Consider the following 26,170-nt stretch of genomic DNA (forward strand, 5'->3'; position numbering starts at 1 on the left):
GGATTTTTCATCATCCCATACGGCTCGAACTTCCTTATCGTCAAAAAACCGGATAGATACTTTATTCAATGACAACCCCTTTCGTTCCATTTCGTGATCCTGATCACATTTTTCCATGAAATAAATGGCGCGTGATCACATTTTTACACAGAATGGATTTTGCGCAATAACATATTTTGAAAAAAAAAGAAATCCAGAGAGAAGCTTACCGTTCCTCTCTCACCATTACGATGCACTTCTTCGGGCACTCGTTTGCACAAATACCGCATCCCTTGCAGTACACCAGATCGATCTCCTCATTGTCAGGATCGATCACCGCATCAGGACAGAACATCGCACAGATACCGCAGTGATTGCAGATATCGCGGTTCACCACCGGACGGAACGTCCGCCATGAACCGGTAAGCCCTGCTGCCCCTTCCTTTGGAACACTGATCGTCATCTTCGGCATTGCCATTTACTTCACCTCTTTGTATGCTTCCTTTGCCGCCGCAACGTTTCTTGGGTCGGCAAACGTCTCTGTGATAGCTTTCGTTCCTGAGTCCGGCGTAAAGAGGCCAAGCTTTGCAAGCGCTCCAATTACCGGCGTGTTCAGAATCGGACTTCCGGCAACAACCAGATTCTCGCGAAGCGCAATTCCGGTCAGGTCTGCTTTGTGCACGGTGAACTGTTTTGGAAACTGCACATCCTCATGCGTGTTGATGAAGATCGAACCGCCCTCCTTCAGACCGTCCAGCACATTTACGGTGTCCATGACGGTCGGGTCAAGGATGATGATCATGTCAGGCTTTCTGATCTGGGAGTAAATCCTGACCGGAGCGTTATCGATCCGGACGAACGATACGATTGGTGCACCGCGGCGTTCTGCTCCATAGAACGGGCAGGCTGTTGCAAACTTGCCGTCTTTCACGGCTGCTGCTGCCATCATCCGTGCTGCGGTCACACCGCCCTGGCCGCCGCGTGAGTGAATACGAATCTCGTACATTACTGCTCCTCCGAAGGAATACCGAACCAGAACTCGGTACCGACTTTTCGTGTGCGGACGAAGTTTGCCATATCCTCATACGTCACTTCCTGACCACCGAGGCCGGCGATCACACTTGCAATTTTTGCCTGCGGGTATCTCGCCTGAATCTCTCCGGCAACAACACCGCCGAAACCAAACGAGTAGTCGCGGTCGATCACTACCAGATCCTTTCCTTCGATCTTCATATCGACCGGGAATGGACGCAGCCAGCGGATGCGCATCACGCCTGCCTTGACTCCCTCTTTCCTGAGGAGATCTGCGGCGACCTCTGCCTCTTTGCCAAGAGTTCCCATCGCAACGATCACGACATCTGCATCATCACAGAGGTACTCCTCGATCGGAGCATAGCTTCTGCCGAAACGTTTGGCAAACGCAGCTTCCGTCTCGGCAATCACAGTGCGCGAGGCACGCATTGCTTTTTCCATGTCATGACGGAACGTGAAGTGAATGTCAGACGGAGACATTGCGCCGTAACCTTTTGGATCATTCACATCGATCTTGTGCGGCAGAGAGATCTGCGGAACAAAGTCTCCGGGCTCGGTCATCTCGAACGGCTGCATGATGTGGGAGAGCAGGAATCCGTCCATGTTGATCATCACCGGCAGGAGAACACGGTTGTCCTCTGCGATTCTGAACGCCATGATCGTTGCATCGTATGCTTCCTGAACTGTCGACACATACACCTGAAGCCATCCGGTGTCGCGCTGCGAGAGAGCGTCAGAGTGTTCGGCCCAGATGTTCCATCCGGGAGCGAGCGTTCGGTTGATCTGGCCCATTACGATTGGAAGTCTTGCACCTGCTGCCCAGTGGAGCATCTCATGCATATAGAGCAGTCCGTGCGAGCTGGTTGCCGTGAACACACGGACGCCGGTAATTGATGCACCGATACATGCGGTCATCGCAGAGTGTTCTGACTCGACCGGAATGTATCTGGCAGTCATCTCGCCGCCGTCCACGTACTCTGCAATTGCTTCGATGACTTCGGTCTGCGGGGTGATCGGATACGCTGCGACCACGGTCGGCTTCACCATCTTCACGGCAGCTGCCATGGCCTTGTTGCCGGTTGACATCACCAGTTTATCGCTCATGCGTTTTCCTCCGAGTAGGCAGCTTCTGCTGCGATTTTTTTCAGGTTCTTGTCAACCTGTGCCTGAATCTTTGCAGCAGTTGCGTCATCCACTTTGCGGAATCTTCCCTGCGCCTTCAGATAGTCAACAACCGGTGAGGGCTTCTTCATTGCTGCGCGTGACGGTGCGCTGATGGTGAATTTGTCGTACTCTTTTTCCCAGAGTACCCAGATGCCGGACTTGACCGCCATCTTTCCAATCTCAACCGTCTTCTCTGACGGTGTTCTCCAGCCGGGCGGGCAGGGAGCTAAGATGTGGATAAACTTGGGGCCAGGAATTGAGAGGGCCTTCTTGACTTTGTTGTAGATGTCAGCAGGGTACGATGCACATGCGGTTGCCTGGTAGGGCAGGTTGTGTGCTTCGATGATTCTGTCGAGATCTTTTTTGTTGACCGTTTTGCCGTTCGGGGTCGTCGTGGTGATTGCACCAAGCGGTGTTGCTCCCGAGCGCTGCATACCGGTGTTACCGTAGGCTTCGTTGTCGTAGCAGATGTACAGGAAGTCCTCTCCGCGTTCGAGAGCGCCGGAGAGTGCCTGAATGCCGATGTCAGCGGTTCCTCCGTCGCCTGCGTACACGATGACGTTGGTCTTCTTTCCAACTGCTCTGAATGCCTCGCTCATTCCTGAGGCACAGGCGGCGGCAGCTGCAAAGGCGATGTTATACACAGGGACTGTGTGCAGCATGTAGGGATAGACTCCCTGGATGACACTGTTGCAGCAGGCAGGAATTACGAGAACCGTATCCTTTCCCGCGGCCTTCAGAATATAGCGAAGTGCCAGCAAAGATCCGCACCCGGCACAGGTGGACGGACATTTTAACAGCATTTCCTCTTTTGGAATTTCCGTCATGAAATAGTATCATATTTGTCATGATTAATAATGAGGCTTTTTCTTGGGTATGATAAATTTCATCAGAGACTCTCCCCTTCGCCAGCAAAACTTTATATCCGCGCTTATCCATGAACTGTTATATGAGTCAAGACCCGAATACGGAAGCAGATCCAAAAAAAGTCCAGGAACTGCAAAAGGAAGTCGAGCGTCTCAATCGGGAAAAGGCCGAGGCCCAAGCACAGGCTGAAGCTGAGGCGCATGCTGCTGCTGCAGCCGCAGATGAAAAGGCAGCAACCGAGATGAGAATGAAACAGGAGCTGGAGTCTCAGAAAATAGCAGCTGATGCAAAGATGCAGTCTGAGCTCGAGGCGCAGCGCCTTGCAGCAAAAGAGTCGGAGCTCAAACAAAAGGAAAAGCAGGCAGTGAACAAGAGCCGCAAACGAAAAATTATCGGCGGAATTATTCTCCTGATTATTCTGGTCCTTATTGTGCTTGCAGCCTCCGCATCAGTTCAGGTACAACCCGGACAGGCAACGAGCTATCCGTACATCACAACCTATGGCGTCTGGTTCCCCATCGGTCAGCCGGTTGATATCAGCGGTCACACCCTGATCGCCCTTGCTGACGGAAATGAGATGATGTTTTCTGCCGACGGCAGTGTCACGAAGCTTGTCCGCAACCAGCCGATAACGATCGGTGAGCAGAGCGCGAGGCTGACCACACTGTTTGGAAAAGTTCCCCTGATGACGATCAATTACAAGGTTATTCTTGAGTATCAGGGAAATACTCCTGACAATCAGGCATACTTCAAGATGCTTATCCAGAGTGATAAGTCGATCCCTGAGTTTGCGGTGAAGTTCCTGCTGCCGAAGAATGTGATTGCCCAGCCGATGGCATCATAACTTCTTTTTTTATGAGTGTGAAAGAGTCTGTCCTCCGGGTTCTTGAAGAGAGGCGGGGGTCGTTTGTTTCAGGCGAGGATCTTGCGGCAACTCTCGGTGTGTCCCGGTCTGCTGTCTGGAAGGCGGTGAAGTCGCTTGAGACAGAAGGGCACTCGGTTACTGCGGTGACGAACAAGGGCTACTGTCTTGATACCGAGTCAGATATTTTGTCGCAGGAGGGTATCCGCCCCTGGCTGCTGCCGAAGTATCAGCAGCTGCCGATCACCATTCACAAACGTACCGGCTCAACAAATGATGATGCGAAGGCTCTTGCGGTTGCAGGAGCGGTTCACGGAACTATGGTGCTCGCTGAGGAGCAGACCGCTGGCAAGGGTCGGCTTGGCAGATCTTTTTACTCGCCGAAGAGTTCGGGCATCTATCTGAGTGTGGTGCTGCGGCCCGAACTTTTGTTTACGGACGCGGTGTTGATCACGACTGCTGCGGCAGTTGCGGTCTGTCGTGCGATTGAGGAGATGACGGATCAGACTCCTGAGATCAAATGGGTGAACGATGTGTTTGTCGATGGCCGAAAGGTCTGCGGAATTTTGTGCGAGGCGGTCAGCGGGTTTGAGTCAGGCCGCGTTGAGTGTGTGGTGGTTGGTATCGGGATCAATGTTTCCGCGTCAGAGTTTCCTGAGGAGATTCGTTCTGTTGCAGGGTCACTGTTCGAGGAAAATCCGGGATTTTCCCGCAACCGTTTTGCGGCGGCTGTTGCAAATCATCTTTTCACTCTCTCAGAGACGATGACCGACCGGTCGTTTCTTGAGGAGTATCGCAGTCGGTCCATGATTCTTGGAAAACCGATCCGGTTTTTGGAAAAAGGGGTATGGTATGATGCGGTCGCGGTTGCGGTGGATGACGCGGGCGGTCTTGTGGTGGAGACTGCTGCCGGACGACGGACGTTGTCTTCCGGAGAGGTCAGTGTCCGGCCGGTGTAATTTTTTCATTCTGTTTCGTTCATCGAAACGCTGACCATTAAAACCCAGTCGTCTCCGATCTGTTTGACATATGCCAGCGAGAATTCTGTTGTCTCTTTTGTCTCCAGCGGCATGTTGGTGTACCGGAATCCTCCCCCATCCTCTGCAAACATCATTACCTCGCGGATGATGGACGTTCCATAGATATCGGTCGCACCCATAAGATTTGTTCCGACAATCTCAGCGTTTGAATCATGCACAATGACATTTCCGGATTTGTCAAAGATGTTCAACTCGATATCTTCACGGTAATGACTTCTGTTATTGAGCGATGCTACTGCCGCCTCTCTGCCGTTTTCTGAGATGAGCACCTCAATTGAACGTGCATACTGGATCATATCTGTCCGCACGGTTGGCGGAACAACGGCAGTAATCTCCGGATGGAACTCTCCTGCGGTAATGTACCATTCATCGTTTACCGGCAGTACATAACTGATTTTCACTTCAGTTTGCATATCATCTACCGGATTTTCATACACATTGGTCACATACCCGCCACCCTGCAGGGCGCGGTCGGTAAACATCCAGAGAGTGTGCACGCCATTTGCATCCTCAAAGTTCATCCTGTTTTTTCCGATAATTTCTGCACGATAGGGATTGGAAAGCACGGTTCCGTTCATGTCGAAGGCGGCAATGTAATACTCTTCTGTCGTGAAATCACCGTTTGGGTCATTGAACTCTGCAAGTGCTGCGGTTTGCCCGTTCTCTTTGGCAAACAGGTATGCGGCATTGACAAACCCTTCCAGATTCATATTTGTGGATTTTTCCGGATGGGTAATTTGCTGACTGCTGTTGATCTCAGAGGTCACCACAACGATTGGTATATAATTGCTGTCCTTGTTGTAGTCGTTTGCTGTATCCCATGTTGCGGCCTGCCGGGTGATCTTGAGTTTCGCATAGTTGTACTCGGAGTATGTGGCAACTCCTGATTTTGTATCAAGAATTGCCTGTAGAACCTGATTCAACTCTGTCTGATTTGGAGACTTCAGCTGCATAATATCCGTGGTGTACTGTGCCCGTTCCGGATAATACAAAATACGCCCTTTTTCGTCCACAATCCATGCACTGTATCCGGTGTTCTTTTGGAATCCGTAGATCGTATTCTGGTAGAACAGCGATGAATCAACAACTGTAACGAGTGCTCCTTTGTACTCATTGCCACTGGTTATCAGCGGTATCACAACGGCGGCGACGGTACGGTTTCCGTGCTGAAAGTGGCCATAGTTCAACTGGGGCGAGTCTGCAGTGATGTTGAAGTACGGATCTGTTATTTTGGTGTTCAGATACGGACTAAGATAGGTGTTGTCCGGACTGATGTCACGAACGATCTTGTTCTCGTCTGCGATCATGATCACCTCAACCTCCGGATAGGTGAGATACAGTTTGTTGAACTCCTGATCTGTCAGCGTTTTATTTCCCATATCATTTGCGATGGTGTCTGCTGCCTGTATCAGTGCTTCCTGCAATTTTGCAAGTTTGCTGTCAATCTCTTGGGTCAGATTTTTGGTTGCCTGTAACTGGTCTGCGTACGTTTCTTCAAGGGGAATTTGGGTCTGTTGCTGATTCAAGTCGATGCATCCTGCACAGAGCACAGAAAGACTAAGGAGTACAAAAACAGCAATTACGCAACTGGATCTATGATTCATAATCTTTTTTCCATTAACCATGGTGGTTTTTTGGGGAGTGAATGATTGTATTGGTATTTTTGAAAAGATGACAAAATACGGTTTTGTTCAAACCGAATTCTATCTATCCGATACTGATCTACTTCCAGTGTATATATTGTCCATATGATAATATTAACGTTTGTTTGAAATTTATTTTTGAATGTATTATCATCCCCAGACCAATAGAACAGTGATTATGATCCCGGCGAAAAGTATCGTCACTTCCCGCATGATTCTGATGATGCATCCCCCGCCTTCATCGAGTGTTCGTTCGGGAGAGCCGATCGTGTAGACGCCCGGCTTGTCAAACATAATGCCGCATCCTCCAGCGATGAGGCTCATCGGGATACCGCCATTGAATCCCGGACGTTTTTTGTGATCAGCACGGTATGCGGTGACAGCCTGGCGAAAACGACCGCGGCAGGCAAACAGAATTACCAACAGACCGCCTGCAATCCGTGCCGGAATGTATGCGAGCACGTCGTCCATCCGTGCCGCAAACCAGCCGATGCGAATACGATCATCCTTGTAACCGAGCATCGCATCCATCGTGTTTGCCGCACGGAAAAGTGCAGCTCCCACAATGCCCATCCCGAACAACAACTCAAAGACCGCAAACCAGAACAGCGGAGCAACAATACTGTCCACCAGATTCTCCGCAGCCGACTCGTACGCAGCTGATCTGATATGCTCATGCGACAACTTCGCCGTATCGCGGCTGACCAGCAGCTGAACAGCAGCTCTCCCTTCCGCATCACCCTTGGCAAGCGCTGTCTCCACCGCTGCCACATGCTCCTCAAGCGATCTCCATGCAAAACAGAATGACAGCAGCACAACAGCAATCGGCAGCTGAATGTACCACCACTCAGACGGCCATGAGACTAAGAGGAACGGCAGAGTGAACGCAGCAACCGTCAGCAGCCAGCCGAGGATGCCAACAAACCTCTCCAGTTTTTTCGGATAATAATTTGTCCTGCCCCAGAGCCCTATCAGGCTTCCAAGCAGAGCAACCGGATGGAACCTTGAGTGGGGGTCACCTATCAGTCTGTCAAGAATCAGTGCAAAAAAAAGAGTTATTGCGCCGAACGCCATGCGATGATGACTCCGGCGAGCATGATTAAGTAGATGATGATCGTCATGGCAAGCCCGTCAATGTTCAACGGAAGGTACTGCCAGAGAATCAGAATAACTGCCGCAATGATCGGCATAATCGCAATCACCGCAAAGCTTCCCGTACCGCTGCCGAGATCCTTCGAACGTTTTCGTTTCGGGACCTCGATCGGCTCTTCAGGGAAGATGATCGGTTCCGGTGCCGGTGTCGGGCAGGACTTCAGCACATTAATCGTGAACGACTCGCGCCGCATGCCGTAACCGGTGATCACCTGCATGTTGAAACTTCCCGACCCTGCCTCTTCCCTCATCTTGATCTCAAGCTCGGCCTCGCTCTCGACATAGATGTTTTCATAGGTAAAGTTGGTGTACGCGGATGCTTCGCATCTGAGTGTTGCATGGGTCGGCGAGCCGTGGTTTATGAACCGGACGTGGAGTGCGGTTCCCGCACTCACGTCCACCGCGTCGGTGGAAAGTTCTAACGAATTAATTCCAAGACGATTCAGCTGAATTTCAACAATGGCCATATACGTTCAACCTCATTTTTCTTCTTTGGGAAGAAGGTTTGCGATGCCGGAGGATATCGGGTACACCCGTTTGCAGGATGTGCAGGTCAGCAGTCCTTCGACAATATCTGTATCATTACCCTCCATCTCTGTAAGCATAAAGTTTCCTTTGCAGACAGGGCAACAGATGATGTCGAGGACCCAGCGCTTCATCTTACAGCTCGTTTCTGATGTCGATGATCTGTGACTGTTCGGGTCCGGTTGAGATGATGCCGACCGGACAACCGGTGTCTCCTTCGATCTGATCAAGGAACTTCTTGACCGCGGGGGTGAGTTTGCTGTACTCTTTGACGCCAAAGACGCTCTTGTCGATGTGGTCAACGCCGGTGATGGCGATTGCCGTGCAGCCGTTGATCATTGCGGAGTAGCGTGCCATCTTTCCGTCCCATGTACCGATTCTGCGCTCGCGGCGGGTGACGGTACCGAACTCCTGAATGCCCATTGCCATGGAGTCGTCGTGGGAGAGTTCGGTCGGGAACGGGCCTTCGCCTACTCTTGTCGGGAATGCCTTGAAGACAACGATGACGTCGTCAATCTTGGTCGGACCGACACCGACATCTGCTGCCATCTGGGATGCAGAGGTGTCTTTGCTGGTGACATACGGATAGTTTCCATAGTAGAGGGAGATGCCGAATCCTTGCGTTCCTTCAATGATGACGGCGTCGCCTGCGTCGATTGAGTCGTTGACATTCTGGGCAACGTCGACAATGTAGGGGGCGAGTTCGGGGACGTCGCGTGCGAGCCGTGCGGTTCGCATTACGCGGTCTGAGTTTGCGGGTCCGCATCCTGAGCCGGTTGATCCGACGGTTTTTGAGAGGTGGGCGTCGTTTTTGTCCTTGAAGATGTGCTCTTCTTCGATGACACCGCAGCGTCCGTCGATGAAGGTGCGGTCTCCGCATTGCAGCGTCTCAAGCTCGCGGGCGAAGACCCGCGGGTCAACCAGCACGCCGCTGCCGATCATGAGTTTTGCGTCCGGGTAGACAAAACCTGACGGCACCATGCGCACGCCGTATTTTTTGTCACCGACTTCCACGGTGTGACCGGCGTTCGGGCCGACACCACCGCGTGCAATAATTTTTGCTTTATCCTGCTGGGCGATGTGGGCAACGATTTTTCCTTTTCCTTCGTCACCAAAAAAGCCGCCGACAATGATCGTGCTTGGCATATGTGTATCAGTAGTAATAGGCTTGGAACTCACATAAGGTCTTGGTTTTCGTTGGTGGTTTTTACTAAATTCTGCCTCCCACGGAAAAACGGAAAACGCGGAGTTTCACGGAAAAAACATCACGGAGCAGACGTGAACAGCACGGAATTCACATTAAAAATGTTACTTCCGTGTGTTCTGTTTTTCCGTGGGCGGAGCATGACCTGTGGTGAGCATTACTGAACATATTTACGATCTTCATCGTTTTCGTCTGACTCCTCCTCTTCAAGGATGCTTTGGAATCCGTCGCAGGGGCCGATAATGATGTGGTCCAGAAGTTTGATGCCGAGGATTGTTCCTGCTGCCTGGATTTTTTCGGTGACTAACATGTCCTGTCTGCTTGGTGTGAGGTTTCCGGACGGATGGTTGTGAATGAGAACTATTGCTGCGGCACGGTCGGTGACGGCGCCAGCAAACACTTCTCTTGGATGTACATGGCTTTCGTTGACAAGTCCGCGGGTGATGAGGCGGATGTTGAGTATTTCGTGTGCGCCGGAGAGGGTTGCTGCAACCACGTTTTCCTGTTTATCGTAGCGGTACTGGCTGACGAAGGGCAGGATGTCTTCTGCACGCTTGATTATTGCATGTTTTCTGTCGGGCGGAGGAAACCTGCGGGCAAGTTCGAGTGCGGCAAGTATCTGACAGGCTTTGGCAGGTCCCATGCCGTCTATTGACGAGATATCTTCAATGGTTGTGTTGTAGGTGTTTTTCATCAGAATGTCTGCGACCGCTTTTCCGATTTTGAGTGCATCGTTTTTTGCTGTGCCGCGGCCGATGATTGCCGCGACCAGCTCTGCGAGTATGAGGCTTTGCGGTCCGTTTGCTATCAGCTTTTCCCGCGGCCGATCTATCTCGGCGGTGTTTTTCAGACTCATCTCAGTTATGTGAGTATTGATTGGAGAAAAGTAATTAAATTATCGTGAGGTTTTTTCAGAATTCATTCACAATTATTCTTTCGAAGTCCCCATCCCAAACCTTTATTCCCCAACTTCGGCAAATACTATGCATGGACACTAAGACATGCATTGCAGATGCTTTTGCCGGTGAATCACAGGCAAACCGTAAGTACAAATCTTTCTCAGAAGCTGCCGCAGACGAGGGATACGACCACGTTGCAAAGCTTTTCCGTGCAACCTCCGCAGCAGAGGAGATTCATGCACGCCGTCTTCTTCGTGTCGGCGGATACATCGGAACGACCGTTGCAAACCTTGAGGCAGGAATGGCAGGTGAGCTGCATGAGACCAACGAGATGTACCCCTCGTTCATCAAGATCGCAGAAGCCGAAGGTCGTCAGGATGCACTCATCACCTTTGAGCATGCAATGAAGGCAGAGGCGGCTCACGCTGATCTCTACAAGCAGGCACTCGCAGCAGTGAAGGCGGGCAGAGACTTCGAGGTCAAGACTGTGTATCTCTGTCCGGTCTGCGGCAACATCGAGATCAACAAGACCTCCGACCGCTGCCCGATCTGCGGCATCCCGGGCGCATCCTTTAAGATCATCGAGTAAATTTATCATCCCCATTTCTTTTTTTTCGGGCCGCCCACGGAAAAGCGGAACGCATGCCTTTGGCCTGCTTACCGCTTCGCGGGAACACACAGAAAACTTCACGAAAAAAAACATCACGGAGCAGACGTGAACATCACGGAACTTTGAATTTTTAAAACACAAAATGCCTGCCCGCGATTTATCTCGAATATATTTCCGTGGTGTTCCCGTCTGCTCCGTGATGTTTTTTTCTGTGAAGCTCCGTGTATTCCGCTTTTCCGTGGGCGGAGCAGCGAACACGGCAGAACGGCGTGTGGAAGGCATGCGAATCGTGGACAACAAAATCATCCCCGCGCTTCCGTGAGTTTATCACCTCGGCGACCGATGTATTAACCAATGAATATTGGCGCTTTTGCACGGGATCATTTCAGTCTCATTGTTATTGCCGCAATTTTTCTCCTCACCCTTATTCTTGCCCGCGACTATCTTTTCATTGCCGTCTTTTCCTTATCGATAGCTGTGGTCTGCATGCCGCTGCATAGATGGCTTAGTCAGAAGGTTCCTGACTGGGTTTCTGCCGGATTTATTTCCACCGGCATCACGGCAGGAGTTGTCGGTGTCGGTATTGGAGTGATTGTTGTTCTGTTGTCGGACCTGGAGTATCTTGTTTTCATGCTGAAAACAATCATAGACAAGATTTTCCTGATTCTTGGTCATGTAGGAGGAAGTCATGATGCGGGAGGGCTTGTTGATGCATTTACTTCGATGCTTACGGCAGCGTTTCCCAAACTCGTTGTCGGGTTCGCAGGGTTTGTTCCTGCCCTGATTATTGATATCATTCTCTTCTTTGCCCTGCTCTACTGTTTCATCGTTCTGGGCGACCGGATCTGGCGCGACCTCTGGTCGGTTATTCCGGAGTCCTCGAAGGGCAACATGGGTCTGATGTCTGTAAAGACCAGGGATATTCTCTACGCACTTTATGTCGTGCATGTCTTCCTTGCGGTGCTGACGTTCTTCCTTGCGTACGGATTTTTCCTTATGCTCGGTTACGGTCACGAGATGTTTTACGCGATGCTGTGTGCGGTGTTTGCGTTAATTCCGTTCCTCGGCCCGATCATGGTTCTGGTGTTTGTGGGTCTGTACTCGCTTGCGATCGGTGACTGGCGCGGTGTTGTTCTTATCTGTACGATCGGATACTTCCTGCTCTGTGTGGTGACGGATATTGTTCTTAGGCCGCGACTTACCGGACGAAAGGTGGAGATCCGGCCGATGCTGATGTTTGTCGGATTCTTCGGCGGTGCTATGGTGATGGGACTTTTGGGTTTTGTCCTCGGCCCGGTTCTTTTGGTTTTAACAATGACCGGCTATGAGATCTTTATCAAAGAGGCACGAAAGGAAAAGCAGGTTCAGTCGGAAGTGACTGATTCTGTTTCCGAGTAATTTTTTTGTGCGGTTAAGTTTGTTTGTTGGCAACTAACGTTCGCCGTATATCGTAGCTCCGCCCACGGAGCACACTGACCACACGGAAATTCTACGGAAAAAAACATCACGGAGCAGACGTGAACAGCACGGAATTCTAAAATAATCTATTTTCATATTATTCTTGTCTGCTCCGTGATGTTTTTTTCCGTGGGCGGCTATGGATAAACTGTCGCAATCCCACTCTTTTAATTTATCCACGTCATAGATTTGGTCATGAGCGCTCATGATATTACCATATATTCCACAAAAAACTGTCCTCACTGCAATAATCTGAAGCAGTGGCTTGATGAAAAAGGAATTTCTTACCGTTCAGTTGATGTCGGCAAGGACGTTGATGCCGCACGGGAGATGATTGATCTTACCGGTCAGCGCGGGGTGCCGGTAATTGTGATCGACGGCGAGGTTGTTGTCGGGTTTGACCGCCGGAAGATCGAGCCGCTGCTTTCGATTGATAAGACCGGACATATTCCTGATGATCATGAGCTGATCATTGTCGGGTCGGGTGCTGCAGGGCTTTCTGCTGCGATGTATGCCGGGCGAAAGGAGATTGAGACGCTGGTGATCGGCGGGGCACGCGGGGGAATGGCTGCCAGGAGTTCGGAGATTGAGAACTATCCGGGATTTTATCAGATTAGCGGGGAGTCGCTGATGAATCTGTTTGTGGATCAGGCCGAGTCGTACGGCGGTGTTATCTTTGATGATGTGGTGACCGGATTTTCTAAGTCAGACGAAAAGTTTTTGATTGAGACGCTTTCGGGCAGAACGTTTACTGCTGATGCGGTGATTGCTGCACTCGGCAGATCGCCGCGTCTGAGCGGAGCTCTGGGCGAGGAGGAGTACTTCGGGCGAGGGGTTTCCATCTGTACGACCTGTGACGGTCCTCTGTTTAAGGGAAAGGAGGTTGCGGTCTACGGCGGCGGAAACACGGCGGTTGATATGGCTCTTGAGCTGAGCGATGTTGCTGCCAAGGTGACACTCATTTCCCGCAGTGCTCTGAAGGCTGATGAGTTGTCGGTGGACCGGCTGAGGACGCGGAAAAATGTGGTTATTGAGACCGGTTCAGTTATCACGGCGCTTCACGGGGACAAAACGGTTCGGTCTGTTGATATTGCCCTGGCTTCTGATATGCAGAATGTGAGGTCGCTTGCAATCGATGGTTTGTTCCTCGGCCTTGGTCTTACACCGAACACGGCGGTGTTCAAGGGTCAGGTTGCGATGAATGCGTCAGGCGAGATTGTTGTGGATGAGAACTGCCGGACGAATGTTCCGGGTCTGTTTGCTGCCGGCGACGCGACGTCAGTTGAGAGCAAGCAGGTCGGTGTTGCTGCTGGTGAAGGGATTAAGGCGTCTCTTGCTGCGTATTCGTATCTGAAGAAGCGTAGTTTGTGAGAGGGGGACAGGTTCTTATAGGGACCCATACATAAGAATATCAAAGGAGGTTTGTTCCCATGCCGCCACGACGCCGTACGCGATTTGATCAGGATCAATACGAGATGCTTCGCCGCTGTTCAGAAGCGATGGATTTTGCGGAGTGGAACGGCTGGTATGCGGAGGATCTTGCAAAGACCCAGTATCTGCGGAGTACGGATTCCTACGGGGCGCACCTTGCCGGTGCGGATCTTGCGTACTGGTATTTGGAGGGTGCGGATCTGCGGTATGCCCAGCTGCAGGGTGCGGATCTTTCGTATTCGTATCTGAAGCGTGCGAATCTTGCGAACGCGAATCTTTCGGGTACGAATCTGTGGCGTGCATTCCTTGGCGGAGCAGAGCTGTCGGGAGCAAATCCTGATGCTGCGGTGTATGACGGGGCAGGAAAGATCAAGTACGATGCAGACCAGGCTTCTCTTCTGCGGTCAGCTGCTGAGTCAGGAAATATTGCTCTCTGGAATGACTGGTATCAGAAGGAGCTTTCCAAGGATGGGAACGATATTCGGATGTACGGAGCACATCTGGAGGAGGCGTCTCTCCGCAATCTTGATCTGAGCGGGGCGGTTTTGTGTTATGCGCATCTTGAGGGTTCGGATCTCCGGCATGTGAAGCTATACGGTGCGAATCTTTTGCATGTGCATCTGGAAGGTGCTGATCTGTGGCAGGCTGATTTGTGCGATGCTGATCTGCGGCATGCGGAGCTTGGCGGTGCGAATCTTGCGGGCGCGAAGAAGGATAGGGCGCTGTTTTAATTCATCATAGCTCCGCCCACGATTAATCAAAGTCTCTTAACGAAAAAAATTATTTTTCTGGCAGGGCACGCAGATGTATTTTCCGTCCACCAGTTTTGCCAGACCGTCTGCAACCTGTTCACCGCAGACCGAACAGACAACATTGTTGTAGATGTTTGCCTCCTCTGGACACGGCTGCTGCACTTGTTTGATCTCGAAGAGTTGTTCAGCAGGCGTTGCAAGAATCTGATCCACATGTTCATGGGCGAATCGGTGGAACTCTTCCTGTTCGGCAGGGGTTGCCAAGCCGCCCATGATCTTTGGCCGAAGAGCAACCATTCCCGCATTCTTCGGAATTGCATCAGGGATTGCAACAAGCCGGATGGAGGTGTTGTTGTCGCGGCGGTAGAACGAAAACGCAGTTTTTCCCCAGTTGTTGACGAAGAGATTTCCTTTGCCTGCGGTGCAGCCGAGTATTACCTGAACTGCATCAACCGTGCAGGAGTCGGTCTCAGCAATTGCCACGATCTCTTCATCCTCAGAGAAGTCGAGGCCCAGTTCCTTTGCGGCAAGTTCGCAGGCTTTGTATCCGACGGCGAGCCCGCCGCAGGAGTGACCGTGGAATGCTACGGCATCCGAGTAATCTTTCATAGCAACATAGTCGTCCTTTTTCCTATTAATAGTATTGATATGAAAATACGTCCGTATGTTTGGCGAGTGTTCTTGCATAAATTTATTACTCAGTATGAAAAAATAGTATTTTGATAACATGTTTGTGAGCAAAAAAATATTATCTGTGTTTCTTGTTTGTGTCTTCCTCTCTCTTTTCTGCATAAGTGCAGGTTGTGTCTCTTCTCCTGAGGGTAGTGATGGTGCTGGCACTATCACGGTGATTGATGCGTTCGGTCGCGAGGTTACTCTGCCTGACAATCCGCAAAAAATCGCGGTTTCCGGATCAGGTTCGATGCGGTACTTTGTGTATCTGGATGTGAGCCTTGACCGCATTGTTGCGGTTGATTATCAGGACAGCGCCCTCTTCACTCGTCCAAACGAGTTGAGACCCTATCTGCTTGCAAACCCTGAGATCAAAAATCGTTCCGAGATTGGTTCTGCAATGGCTGTCGTTGACAATGAGAAACTTCTCGCATCAGGTGCAGAGGTTCTGTTTATGGGGGGCGCCAGCAGCTCAAACGTTGCGACCGCCAACATGATCACGGAAAAGACCGGTATTCCTGTGGTGATGTTTTATGTCGGCGACTATGTCACCAAAGGTGATCAGATCCGTGAGACTTTGCGGATGCTCGGGAAAATTCTGCACACCGAGAAACGTGCTGATGAGATAGTCGCGTACTTTAACGGGGTTGAAGAGGATCTGAAAGGCCGCGTTGCGGACGTGCCGGACGCGGGAAAACCGACGGTGTATGTCTGTGGAATTTCCTACAACGGAGCTCACGGAGCTGACGGGACCGATCCGAATTATCTGGCGTTCACTCTGCTTGGTGCAAAAAATGTTGCCTCAGATATTGGCGAAGTGAGCCAGACAGGTTACGCAAAAGTTGCGAAGGAGCAGATTCTTGCCTGGGACCCTGACATGATCTTTGTGGATCTTGGAACGCTTACCGCAGCAGAAGGCGGGGCAGTTGCCGAGTTCGGCAGTGATGCAGCGTATCAGGGGCTGTCTGCGGTGAAGAACGGCGAGGTGTATGCGGTAAATCCTCACACGTCGATGAACGTGAATCATGAGACAAGCCTTGCAAACGCGTACTATATCGGAAAAATTCTGTACCCTGAGCAGTTTTCTGATATTGATCCATCAGCAAAGGCTGATGAGATTTACGAATTCGTTGTCGGTGCTCCGGTGTACTCACAGCTGAAAGCGAATGTGCAGAACATGTCGTATCAGAAAGTGGCGGTGTAGATGCAGATGAAGCATCTTTTTTTCTTTTTGGTTCTTGTAGCGATACTTGCGGTCTGTTTTTCTGCGGGATGTATCAGCAATCCTGATAATTCGGATGCCACCGTCACGGTGACTGATGCTGCCGGCCGCGAGGTTGTTATCCCTGCGGACCCGCAGAGAATTGCGGTGTCGGGTTCGGGATCCACGCGGCTTGTTGCCTATCTTGGCGCTCTTGACCGCGTTGTTGCGGTGGACAGTCAGGATGGGAAGACTACGTCTTCGACCGACCTCCGGCCTTACGGCCTTGCAAACCCGGGACTCCGCACTCTTCCGGTTCTCGGAACCGTGAAGGGCCAGGTCGATCCAGAGCTGCTTCTTGCGGCAAGCCCTGATCTGATTCTGAAGAGTTCGAGCGGGGCTGATCTTGCGGGTGAGGCAGATGAACTGACGGCGAAGACCGGTATTCCGGTGGTGTTGTACTCGCAGTATGATCCCGGGACAAAGCCTGAGGAGTTTGCAACAAACCTCAGGCTCTTAGGAAAAGTTCTCGGCAAGGAGCAGCGTGCAGAAGATATTCTTGACTACTTTGCAGAGATTGAGGGTGATCTGAACAACCGGACGAAGGATGTTTCGGATGCAGAAAAACCGCTGCTGTATGTGGGCGGCGTCGCATACTCGGGCTCGCATGGTTTTTATTCGACCCAGCCGAACTATCTGCCGTTCCGGTATCTTCATGCGGTGAATGCTGCTGCGGGAACCGACACCGGAGTCGGTACAACCGAGAATGCAAAGATCGCGAAGGAGCAGATTCTTGCCTGGGATCCTGACATTGTGTTTGTGGACCTTGCAACCCTGACCGCTGCGGGCGGAGGATCGATTGTGGAACTCTCGACTGATCCTTCCTACAACTCGATGAAGGCTGTGCGTTCGGGCGAGGTGTATGCGGTTCTGCCCCATACGTCGATGGGTGCAAACTATGAAACAATTCTTGCGGACGCGTACTATATCGGAAAGGTTCTGTACCCTGACCGGTTCGCAGATATTGATCCGGCAGTAAAGGCTGATGAGATCTATGAATTCGTTGTCGGTGCGCCGGTCTACTCACAGCTGAATGCAAACGTCCGGAACCTGTCGTTCACGAAGCTGGAGATTCCTCTGTTGTGAGAGCTGCCATGGACACTGAAACTTCGTCCGGACAGTACCGGGCATATGTCGCACGAAAAATTGCGCTGATTCTTTTTGGCGTTGCCTTCACCGTGATCATGTTTTTTGTGTCGGTGTCGGTTGGTGCGGTCTCGATTCCGATCCCTGATATTCTCGGAACACTGCTCGGCGGGCAGGGAACCGGACTGTTTGAGCGAATCATCTGGAACATCCGAATCCCGCAGGCGCTGACGGCAATCGTTGCGGGAGCCGGTCTTGCGATTGCGGGCGTTGCGATGCAGTCGATTCTCCGCAATCCTCTTGCATCTCCTTTTACGCTGGGCCTCTCAAACGCTGCGGCGTTTGGTGCTGCGATCGGTATTCTGCTGTTTGGTGCGGGAACGACCGGCAGCAGTATTGCTGATGCGGTGGTGGTGAACAATCCGTATCTGACAACACTCTGTGCATTTATTTTCAGCATGCTGACGACGGTGATTATTCTTCTGATTGCCAGGATGCGGTCGGCGACTCCTGAGACGATGGTTCTTGCGGGCGTTGCGATAAGTTCGCTTTTTAGTGCGGGACTGATGGCGATTCAGTACTTTGTGGACGATACGAAGCTTGCGTCGATTGTGTTCTGGCAGTTTGGGGATGTGTCGCGTTCAAGCTGGACCGAGCTTGGGATTATGGCGGTGGTGGTTGCTGCGGCGTTTGGCTACATTTTGTTTAAACGCTGGGACTACAATGCGATCGATGCGGGTGATGAGACGGCACGCGGTCTCGGGGTGAATGTTGAGCGGACGCGGCTGGTTGGGATGATTGCAGCGTCAGTTATCAGTGCGGTTGTGGTGGCGTTTCTTGGGGTGATCGGTTTTGTGGGGCTGGTCTGTCCGCATATTGTGCGTCGGCTGATCGGTGATGATCATCGGTTTTTGATTCCGGGAAGTTTTGTCTGCGGTGCGGTTCTTCTGCTGGTGTCTGATACGGTTGCCCGGACAATTATTGCGCCGCATGTTCTGCCGGTTGCGGTGCTGACCGCGTTTCTTGGAGCTCCGGTGTTTCTGTATCTTATTATTCGGGGGCGGCGGATGTGAAGGAGGAGTCTTTGGAGCATGGAACTCATGAGGGGCATCATGTGCATCCGCATTCGCATGTGGAGGGCTACATGCATACGCATGATCACTCGCATGACTGCCCGCACGAGCACCACGGAGCTGTGCCGGGCAGGGCTATCCTTCAGGTTGCGGGGGTGAGCTTTGAGTACCGGAGCGATCCGGTTCTTGCGGATGTTTCGATAGGGGTTGCACGCGGAGAGATTCTTGCGATTCTCGGACCGAATGGTGTGGGGAAGTCGACGCTTCTGAAGTGTATGAATCTGATTCTTACGCCAAAGACGGGCACGGTTCTTCTGGAGGAGAAGGATCTGATGAGAATGTCTGGCCCTGAGATTGCGCGAAATGTGGGGTATGTTGCGCAGCGGAATGATTCTGCGAAGATGAGTGTGTTTGATACGGTGCTTCTCGGGCGAAAGCCGCATCTTGGGTTGCGGGTGAGTGAGCGGGATTATGCGATTGTTGAGCGGGCGCTGTCCCGTCTTGGTTTGTCGGAGATGCAGCTCCGCTCTATTGATGAGCTGTCGGGGGGTGAGCTTCAGCGGGTGTGTATCTGTCGTGCGATTGTGCAGGAGCCGTCTGTTCTTCTGCTGGATGAGCCGACGTCGGCTCTGGATCTGTGTCGGCAGATGGCTATTCTCGGGGTCATCCGGGATGTGGTGGATCATCATAATGTGGCAACTGTTATGACGATGCATGATCTGAATCTTGCGTTGCGGTTTGCGGACCGGTTTTTGTTTATGAAGGATGGTATGGTGTATGCGGCGTGCGACCGGTCCGGTGTGACTGCTGATGTGATTGAGGCGGTGTATGGTATTGCGGTGGATATTGTGATGCATAAGGGTCTGCCGATGGTCGTTCCGCGGTAATTTTTGAAAAATATTTTTTTCTTACTACTACTACTACTATGTACTGTACTTCAAACAGTACTTCGCTAATTATTCGCTTCATCATTCCATCCATCCCGAATGTATATCTCTGTTATTGGTTGGAATCTCTCCCTTATCGCATCCCAAACCATTATTTTAAATTGTTGAAATCTGAACTTATTTTCCTCCACAATCACTCTATTATCCCTAACTGAAAAATATCTTCTTTGAATTACCACCCAAACGTTTTTCAGAACAAATGCAATAAGTGCATAAAAATATCTCAGGGTTGGTGATTTTGTGGTGGTTTTTATTTTAACCTGATTCCTCAATCTATACGATGCTTCAATAGAAAATCTCGAATAATATGTTTTCCTAATTTTTCTTGGGCTACCTCTGAATTTGAAGACAACAAATGTTTTTACATCTATTTTGTCTTTATTTTAATCAACTCTTCCCCTCCTCACATCTATTGCAATGATTGTCTCAACACGTTTTTTTCTTTTTCCAATTGAATATGGTGTAAATCCAGGGACTTCCCGATTCAGAAGAGCAACCATTTGTTTACTTTGCTTTTTTACCGGAACAATATATGGAATTTGTTCTGATTGAAGATAAGAAAAAACATCCACTGCATAAAATCCCCTATCCAGACACAGCACTTCCACCTTAAGAAAATGCTCTCTTAAGACCTGAATACATTTTTTTACCAAATCAACTGTTTTCTCCCCAACTTTGACAGGAAAGACGGCAAATGTTACGCGCTCTCCTCGTACCATGCTGTAGAGGGAGACGTAGGTATAAAATTTCTTTGTCGATTTCTTTTTCTGGCCCAGGATTATGTAGTCTTTGTTCTGTTCGTCTATTTTTCCGTAGTAAGGATCATTGGTGAGATCAATAGCAAACTGATATTTTCGGCCAGGGATGAGAAGGAGTGAGCAGGAATGAAAGAGTATCCAATGATTGAGAGATTCGAGGGAAAACAAAGATAGTTTGGAAAGATGATGCCTCAGCGAGGTCTCACAGGGGCAGGTTTGTACAACAGTTCCAAGTGAATGTAAAGACAGACATTGAGATGCAGTTCCCACAGCAGCTGTCAAGATGGTGGTTTGATCCAAGGAACCTTGGATCGACAGATACAGATAACGATCCAAAGATGAAACAACAAGTCTACTGCAATCGATTGAACGAAGAACTATTTTTCTATTAGATGAGGAGGAAGCCCAATTTACCATGAAAAAATCACGGGGGAAGTATAAATATGTTCTGATTTGTGAGGGGGGGCAAAAAATGGGGCGGGGAAAATTAGTGAAGTACTGTTTGAAGTACAGTACAGTGTACTAAAAATGAGAGTTTGTTTTTTTTAAGGGGAGTGATGAAGTGACGAGTTTCATTGCCTGATTTTTCTGTCTTTGGCCTCGTTTGGAATAATCACACTGTGGAAGTCTAATATTATGTATCTTCACCAGTTCCTATGTCATGTCCCCGTGCCAGACTCTTCAGCGGATACTTGATCAGCAGTGCCAGAATCGGACACAGAATAATCGGCACTATCAGCAGAAACATCGCACTTGACAAAGACCCAAGCACATCAGCTGCCCATCCGATCAGTGCGGCCCCAATACCTCCGACCCCCATCGAAAACCCGAGAGTCAGCCCTGACGCGAACCCCACATTGCCGGGCAGCAGATCCTGCGTCATCGTCACCGACATCACATAACAGGACGATGCAAAGAACGCATACATCATCACGCCCAGATACATCAGCACCTCGTTCGTCGAAAATATCAGACAGAAGAACGGAATTGCACACGCAAGACCAAGCACCAGCATCTCCTTTCTCCCAAACCGGTCCGACATATACCCGCCCACAACCTGCCCTGCAACACCGAAGAACAGCATCACCGTAACAATCGCAGACGCAGTAAACATATCCATTCCATGATGACCAAGAATCAGTAGAGTCGGCAGGTACGTAATAACGCCGAGATATGCCCATGCACGAAGCGAACAAATCGAAACAACCAGCCCTGCCGGCACCCACCAGAACCGCTTGCGAAGAACCGTTTCACTCGCATTCGTCTGAGCAATCTTCGCCTTTGCACCGGCATCAGACTTATTGCGGGACCTGCGGTTGTTCCGGTACATCCATGTCGCCCCGAGAATCCCGGGGATCATCAGCCATGCAACCGCCGGAAGACCGCCGACCACAATCAGAATACCTGCAATCAGCGGCCCGACCGCATACCCGATGCTCCCGCTCGTCGTAAATATCGAATTATATAATCCCCGCTTTGCCGGAGGACTCAAGCGGTACATAATATCCATCGCCGCCGGATGAAACAGTGCGTGGCCGATAGCAGCTCCCGCTGCAAGAAACAGTATCAGAACATAATTTCCCGTAATCGCCGTCAGACTGACACCCACACTGCCAATCACCAGACACAGCGGCACACTTGCCCGCCATCCGGTCTTGTCCCCGTACCAGCCTACAAACGGCTGGGACACCGATGACGTCACATTAAACACCGTCACAATCATGCCTGCAAGGAAATAGCTCAGTCCCATCCCTGCAATCAGCAGCGGCAAAATCAGCGCCAGAATCGGTGTGTAAATATCGATCAGAAAATGCCCGAAAATAACTCCCCGGATCTTTTGGCCAGCACTCTCGTCCATAAAGCCTCTTACCAGATCTACATATTGGCTGTCTGAGATTAAAATCAAATCCGCAGAGGATGTTTTTCTGTGACATCTGAAATGTTCCTGACTTCACTGAGACGAAATTTTTCGTGTAAAAATATGATTTTTGTTTTTAGAGATACTTTGTAGGTGGCTTTCCGTGGTTACCCCAAGCGAGATCGCGCTCATCGCTCACCAACTTTCTTCTCTCCAGAAATATTTCCAGAAAACAAATCCGGCTAAATCTATTTGTGGTATCACTCAGCAGAATTTCCAACCTGCCATATCCCAACAAAATATAAATAATCATTCCCAATAGTAGTATGCCTTAATTATAAGGAAGGAAAGTTAAAAATGGACAAATACCGTTGCACAATCTGCGGATATGTATATGACCCGGAAAAAGGAGCAGGCATCATGTACCCTGCCGGAACTTCGTTTGAAAAACTTCCTGACACCTGGAAATGCCCGGTCTGCGGCGCACCCAAAACCCAGTTCAAAAAGGTGTAATACTCGATGGCAACGCGTGAGATTGCTGACCGGATCTACTCGGTTGGAACAATCGACTGGGATCTGCGGTACTTTGACGCAATCATGCCAACTCCACGGGGGAGCAGCTACAACGCCTACCTCGTAAAAGGCAGCGAAAAAACCGCATTGATCGACACCTGCAAACCCAACGACGAGGCAGACTTCATCACCAACCTCATGCGTCTGGACCAGCACTCGCTTGACTACATCGTCATCGACCATGCCGAGCAGGACCACTCAGGTCTCCTGCCTCTGCTGCTTGAAATTTTCCCCAGTGCAAAAGTTGTCACCAACGAAACCTGCAAGGGTCTCCTTTTGGCAATGCATCATCTCGAAGAAGTTGAGGAACGCTTCATCGTCATCGGCGACCGAGATACCCTCTCGCTCGGCGACAAAACCCTGAAGTTCTACCTCGCACCCTGGGTCCACTGGCCCGACACCATGTTCACCGAAGTCGTCGAAGACAAAGTACTCTTCACCACCGACTTCCTCGGCACGCACTATGCAGCGCCAACGCTCTATCAGGACGATGAAAGTCCTGACTATCTTGAAGCAGCAAAGCGCTACTATGCAGCAATCATGATGCCGTTCCGCTCTTCAGTGCAGGAACACCTCAAACTCATCGATGAAATTGCGCCAAAGATCATCGGTCCGAGCCATGGCCCAGTTCTCAGAATGTCGGCGAAAATTATCGACCTCTACCGCAACTGGTCAGGCGACTCCCCGAAGAACCTTGTCATCGTAGCTTACGTCTCCATGCATGGAAGCACCGAGCTCATGACAAAGTTCCTTGTCGACGACCTTGTTCAGCGCGGTATTCCAGTACAGCAGTACAATCTTCTGGAGACCGACACCGGCGTACTTGGCAGCGCCATTGTAGACGCTGCAACAATCGTCATTGCAACGCCCACCGTACTCTTCGGCCCGCACCCGGTAGCGGTCAACGCCGCCTACCTCATCCGTGCCCTCCGGCCCAAAGTACAACAGATCGCGTTCATCGGCTCTTACGGCTGGGGTACCAACGCAGTCAACTACCTTGGAGAGATGCTCTCACCCTTAAGCGCTAAAATGCTTGAGCCGGTATACATCAGAGGTCAGCCCGAGGAGACTGCAATTACCGCGCTCCATGAAATGGCAAATGCCATTCAAGAACACCATAAAACCCTCTAAAATCCCTTTTTTTCGAACATCTTACCCCGATACTCACGTATATATTGTTTTCTCGCAAACATAACAATCATGACAGAAGTAAGTGAGATCTACAAGTGCAACATCTGCGGAAACACCGTGAAAATCATCGGCAAAGGAGCAGGTCAGCTCATCTGCTGCGGTGAAGCAATGCACAAACTCGTTGAGAACACCACCGACGCAGCTCAGGAAAAGCACGTACCGGTCATCACCAAAACCGACGGCGGATACAAAGTAGCAGTAGGTTCTGTCCCCCACCCGATGGACGCAGACCACTACATCACCTGGGTAGCCCTCAAGACCGACGATGGCATCGTTCATGAAAAATTCCTTTTCCCGGGAGAGAACCCCGAGATCACCGTCAAGACCACCGCAAAGGCAGTCAAAGCCTGCGAATACTGCAACAAACACGGCCTCTGGGCAAAAACTGAATAACTTCCTATTTTTTTTGTTGCCTATTACGTCGTAGCTCCGCCCACGGAAAAACGAGACGCATGCCTTACACACGCCGTCCCGTCGTGTTTAACTCCTCCTTTCAGGAGTCGTTTCGGCCTGCTTACCGCTCCGTGTGTTCCGTTTTTCCGTGGGCTGGAACGCGAAACCGAATATATGAAAAAAACCGGAAAAGTACAGGGCACAATACCCTACCATTATATTTCCGCAGATTAGATCATCATATATCACATGGGTCTCATCCGCGAACTTGCCAGCGTCGGGCGCGATCTGGGAGCAGTATTTTTCCTACTGGGTGTTGCAACTCTCCTGCCGATCGTCATCGGAGTTTACTATCAGGAGTGGCATGCCCTTGGTGCAATTCTTCAGGCCACCCTCCTGTTCTTTGCAATAGGAATCTTTCTGCGTTTCCTCCCCAAAGGCAACAAACCCGCACGCAACAGTCTCTCCATTGCAGCGACCGCTCTCATATGGGTCTTTGTCAGTTCGATCGGATGCATACCGTTCATGATCACTGGCATGAGTTTTCTTGACGCCTCCTTTGAGTCCATGTCAGCATGGACCGGCACCGGATTCACCTTCGCCCCCCACATCGAGGAGTGGCCGAGAACACTGCTCGTCTGGCGCTCGTTCATGCAGTGGGTCGGAGGTCTCGGCATCATCGCATTCACCCTCACCGTTGCCAGCCGCTCCGGCCTCATCACCCGCGGCCTCTACCGCTCCGAAGGCCACTCGGAAGCCTTCATGCCGAGTGTAATTGCCACGGCCTTTCAGATGTGGAAGATTTATTTCGTCCTCACCATCATCTCCGTCCTTGCCATCATGGCCACAGGCCTTGATATGTGGGACGCAGTCAATGTAGGATTTTCTGCCATCTCAACCGGAGGTTTATCAATTTACGCGGACGGAATCTCCCACTTCAACAACATCGGTCTTGAGATGGTATTAATTCCGATCATGCTCGCCGGAGCCCTGCCGTTCCGACTTTATTATGTCCTCTACACCCAGGGCTCACTCAAAGACGTCCTTTCCGACCGCATCCTTCATCTCATGATTGCGGTGTTCCTGTTCGTCTCCACCGTCCTCACCCTTGACCTCTACTTCAGCGGATTCTCCCTCACCGAAGCCGCTCGCGAAGGACTCTTCATGGCAGGAAGCGGAATCAGTTCGACCGGATTCCAGAACACCACCATGGCAGGCTGGGGTGCTGCAACGATTCTGTTCTTGGCAGTCTTCGTCGTCATTGAAGGAGGAACCGGCAGTACCTCCGGAGGTATCAAGCTCGACCGCATTCAGGTCATGTTCGAAGCAATGATCTGGTGGTTCAGAAAAACCATCGTCAGCCCCAGGGCGTACATCCCCATGCGTCACAATGGCAGATCGATCGCAAGCAAAGAAGCTGACATGCTGATCGCAAAATCCCTGCTGCTTATTCTCCTCTACATCCTCATGATAGTGGTCGTGCTCATCATCCTTCTGCATGATCCCTACTTCTCTAAAGATGTCATTGGAACCATGTACGATGTGTTCAGCTGCGTCGGCAACAACGGCAGCACCAGCGGCGCTATCGGTCCTGATATGCCTGAGTATGCGAAAGTCATTCTCTATCTTGCGATGTGGATTGGCAGACTGGAAATTATTCCGGTGATCATTCTCATCTGGGGAATATTCCGCGGATTTGAGTGGCACAGCAGAAATGGTCCGTCCCGCAAGTAATCTTCT

At 50.8% G+C, this 26,170-nt stretch carries 28 protein-coding genes; 14 read left to right on the forward strand and 14 right to left on the reverse strand.

Features of this window, described 5'->3' with window-relative positions; all coding sequences use genetic code 11:
- Positions 1–205: 205 nt before the first annotated feature.
- The 4 genes from McpCs1_RS02685 to McpCs1_RS02700 are packed head-to-tail and all read right to left on the reverse strand — an operon-like array spanning position 206 to position 3,002.
- Positions 206–457 carry a 4Fe-4S binding protein gene (locus McpCs1_RS02685; RefSeq protein ID WP_338095716.1) on the reverse strand — a complete coding sequence of 84 codons (252 nt, stop codon included), beginning with the start codon at positions 455–457 and terminating at the stop codon, positions 206–208.
- Entirely contained in the window at positions 458–985 is a 528-nt protein-coding gene (locus McpCs1_RS02690) for a 2-oxoacid:acceptor oxidoreductase family protein (RefSeq protein WP_338095717.1), read from the reverse strand. It abuts the gene before it with no gap.
- Complete coding sequence (locus McpCs1_RS02695) at positions 985–2,115, reverse strand: transketolase C-terminal domain-containing protein (protein ID WP_338095718.1); 1,131 nt, start codon at positions 2,113–2,115, stop codon at positions 985–987. Before McpCs1_RS02695 ends, McpCs1_RS02690 begins: the two co-directional genes overlap by 1 nt.
- Entirely contained in the window at positions 2,112–3,002 is an 891-nt protein-coding gene (locus McpCs1_RS02700) for a thiamine pyrophosphate-dependent enzyme (RefSeq protein ID WP_338095719.1), read from the reverse strand. The genes McpCs1_RS02695 and McpCs1_RS02700 overlap by 4 nt, the downstream gene beginning before the upstream one ends.
- 122 nt (positions 3,003–3,124) lie before the next feature.
- On the opposite strand from McpCs1_RS02700, the gene McpCs1_RS02705 reads away from it, so the two are divergent.
- Positions 3,125–3,886 carry a hypothetical protein gene (locus tag McpCs1_RS02705; RefSeq protein ID WP_338095720.1) on the forward strand — a complete coding sequence of 254 codons (762 nt, stop codon included), beginning with the start codon at positions 3,125–3,127 and terminating at the stop codon, positions 3,884–3,886.
- Positions 3,887–3,897: 11 nt separating this feature from the next.
- A complete protein-coding gene (locus tag McpCs1_RS02710; protein WP_338095721.1) occupies positions 3,898–4,863 on the forward strand; it encodes a biotin--[acetyl-CoA-carboxylase] ligase in 966 nt (321 codons plus the stop codon).
- 5 nt (positions 4,864–4,868) lie between these two features.
- Here McpCs1_RS02710 and McpCs1_RS02715 read toward each other — a convergent pair whose 3' ends face one another.
- The 6 genes from McpCs1_RS02715 to McpCs1_RS02740 form a co-directional block, all read right to left on the reverse strand.
- On the reverse strand, positions 4,869–6,470 hold the full coding sequence (locus McpCs1_RS02715; protein ID WP_338095722.1) for a cache domain-containing protein: 1,602 nt from the start codon (positions 6,468–6,470) through the stop codon (positions 4,869–4,871).
- A 267-nt stretch (positions 6,471–6,737) separates the two neighbouring features.
- On the reverse strand, positions 6,738–7,661 hold the full coding sequence (cbiB, locus tag McpCs1_RS02720) for an adenosylcobinamide-phosphate synthase CbiB (RefSeq protein WP_338095723.1): 924 nt from the start codon (positions 7,659–7,661) through the stop codon (positions 6,738–6,740).
- Positions 7,643–8,206, reverse strand: coding sequence for a DUF7524 family protein (locus McpCs1_RS02725; RefSeq protein WP_338095724.1), 564 nt, complete (start codon positions 8,204–8,206; stop codon positions 7,643–7,645). The genes cbiB and McpCs1_RS02725 overlap by 19 nt, the downstream gene beginning before the upstream one ends.
- 12 nt (positions 8,207–8,218) lie before the next feature.
- Entirely contained in the window at positions 8,219–8,398 is a 180-nt protein-coding gene (locus tag McpCs1_RS02730; protein ID WP_338095725.1) for a methytransferase partner Trm112, read from the reverse strand.
- Position 8,399: 1 nt separating this feature from the next.
- A complete protein-coding gene (locus tag McpCs1_RS02735; protein WP_338095726.1) occupies positions 8,400–9,410 on the reverse strand; it encodes an adenylosuccinate synthetase in 1,011 nt (336 codons plus the stop codon).
- Positions 9,411–9,625: 215 nt separating this feature from the next.
- On the reverse strand, positions 9,626–10,324 hold the full coding sequence (locus McpCs1_RS02740; protein WP_338095727.1) for a JAB domain-containing protein: 699 nt from the start codon (positions 10,322–10,324) through the stop codon (positions 9,626–9,628).
- A 131-nt stretch (positions 10,325–10,455) separates the two neighbouring features.
- Between McpCs1_RS02740 and McpCs1_RS02745 the strand changes: the two genes are divergently transcribed.
- The 4 genes from McpCs1_RS02745 (at position 10,456) to McpCs1_RS02760 (ending at position 14,597) form a co-directional block, all read left to right on the forward strand.
- On the forward strand, positions 10,456–10,956 hold the full coding sequence (locus tag McpCs1_RS02745; protein WP_338095728.1) for a rubrerythrin family protein: 501 nt from the start codon (positions 10,456–10,458) through the stop codon (positions 10,954–10,956).
- Between the two features lie 375 nt (positions 10,957–11,331).
- Complete coding sequence (locus McpCs1_RS02750; RefSeq protein ID WP_338095729.1) at positions 11,332–12,375, forward strand: AI-2E family transporter; 1,044 nt, start codon at positions 11,332–11,334, stop codon at positions 12,373–12,375.
- Positions 12,376–12,630: 255 nt separating this feature from the next.
- A complete protein-coding gene (locus McpCs1_RS02755; RefSeq protein ID WP_338095730.1) occupies positions 12,631–13,806 on the forward strand; it encodes an FAD-dependent oxidoreductase in 1,176 nt (391 codons plus the stop codon).
- A gap of 59 nt (positions 13,807–13,865) precedes the next feature.
- Positions 13,866–14,597 (forward strand): pentapeptide repeat-containing protein, encoded by a 732-nt coding sequence (locus McpCs1_RS02760; RefSeq protein ID WP_338095731.1) that lies wholly within the window; start codon positions 13,866–13,868, stop codon positions 14,595–14,597.
- 36 nt (positions 14,598–14,633) lie between these two features.
- Here McpCs1_RS02760 and McpCs1_RS02765 read toward each other — a convergent pair whose 3' ends face one another.
- Positions 14,634–15,227, reverse strand: coding sequence for an FmdE family protein (locus McpCs1_RS02765; RefSeq protein WP_338095732.1), 594 nt, complete (start codon positions 15,225–15,227; stop codon positions 14,634–14,636).
- A 145-nt stretch (positions 15,228–15,372) separates the two neighbouring features.
- Between McpCs1_RS02765 and McpCs1_RS02770 the strand changes: the two genes are divergently transcribed.
- The 4 genes from McpCs1_RS02770 to McpCs1_RS02785 are packed head-to-tail and all read left to right on the forward strand — an operon-like array spanning position 15,373 to position 19,597.
- Positions 15,373–16,494: an ABC transporter substrate-binding protein gene (locus McpCs1_RS02770; RefSeq protein ID WP_338095733.1), complete on the forward strand. Its 1,122-nt coding sequence runs from the start codon at positions 15,373–15,375 to the stop codon at positions 16,492–16,494.
- A 6-nt stretch (positions 16,495–16,500) separates the two neighbouring features.
- On the forward strand, positions 16,501–17,637 hold the full coding sequence (locus McpCs1_RS02775; RefSeq protein WP_338095734.1) for an iron ABC transporter substrate-binding protein: 1,137 nt from the start codon (positions 16,501–16,503) through the stop codon (positions 17,635–17,637).
- A gap of 8 nt (positions 17,638–17,645) precedes the next feature.
- Entirely contained in the window at positions 17,646–18,710 is a 1,065-nt protein-coding gene (locus McpCs1_RS02780; RefSeq protein WP_338095735.1) for a FecCD family ABC transporter permease, read from the forward strand.
- 11 nt (positions 18,711–18,721) lie between these two features.
- Complete coding sequence (locus McpCs1_RS02785; protein WP_338095736.1) at positions 18,722–19,597, forward strand: ABC transporter ATP-binding protein; 876 nt, start codon at positions 18,722–18,724, stop codon at positions 19,595–19,597.
- A gap of 65 nt (positions 19,598–19,662) precedes the next feature.
- Here the strand turns inward: McpCs1_RS02785 and McpCs1_RS02790 are convergent, their stop codons facing one another.
- From McpCs1_RS02790 to McpCs1_RS02800, 3 genes are all read right to left on the reverse strand, one after another.
- Positions 19,663–19,929, reverse strand: a complete 267-nt coding sequence (locus McpCs1_RS02790; RefSeq protein ID WP_338095737.1) for a hypothetical protein — start codon at positions 19,927–19,929, stop codon at positions 19,663–19,665.
- A 111-nt stretch (positions 19,930–20,040) separates the two neighbouring features.
- On the reverse strand, positions 20,041–20,715 hold the full coding sequence (locus McpCs1_RS02795; protein WP_338095738.1) for a hypothetical protein: 675 nt from the start codon (positions 20,713–20,715) through the stop codon (positions 20,041–20,043).
- Positions 20,716–21,049: 334 nt separating this feature from the next.
- Entirely contained in the window at positions 21,050–22,273 is a 1,224-nt protein-coding gene (locus McpCs1_RS02800) for an MFS transporter (RefSeq protein ID WP_338095739.1), read from the reverse strand.
- 357 nt (positions 22,274–22,630) lie between these two features.
- Between McpCs1_RS02800 and McpCs1_RS02805 the strand changes: the two genes are divergently transcribed.
- The 4 genes from McpCs1_RS02805 (at position 22,631) to McpCs1_RS02820 (ending at position 26,164) form a co-directional block, all read left to right on the forward strand.
- Positions 22,631–22,786: a rubredoxin gene (locus tag McpCs1_RS02805; protein WP_338093410.1), complete on the forward strand. Its 156-nt coding sequence runs from the start codon at positions 22,631–22,633 to the stop codon at positions 22,784–22,786.
- Positions 22,787–22,792: 6 nt separating this feature from the next.
- On the forward strand, positions 22,793–23,977 hold the full coding sequence (locus McpCs1_RS02810; protein WP_338095740.1) for an FprA family A-type flavoprotein: 1,185 nt from the start codon (positions 22,793–22,795) through the stop codon (positions 23,975–23,977).
- A 69-nt stretch (positions 23,978–24,046) separates the two neighbouring features.
- Positions 24,047–24,430 (forward strand): desulfoferrodoxin, encoded by a 384-nt coding sequence (locus McpCs1_RS02815; protein ID WP_338095741.1) that lies wholly within the window; start codon positions 24,047–24,049, stop codon positions 24,428–24,430.
- Positions 24,431–24,679: 249 nt separating this feature from the next.
- Positions 24,680–26,164, forward strand: a complete 1,485-nt coding sequence (locus McpCs1_RS02820) for a TrkH family potassium uptake protein (RefSeq protein WP_338095742.1) — start codon at positions 24,680–24,682, stop codon at positions 26,162–26,164.
- Positions 26,165–26,170: the final 6 nt, after the last annotated feature.

Source organism: Methanorbis rubei, from assembly GCF_032714495.1.
Classification (GTDB): domain Archaea; phylum Halobacteriota; class Methanomicrobia; order Methanomicrobiales; family Methanocorpusculaceae; genus Methanocorpusculum; species Methanocorpusculum rubei.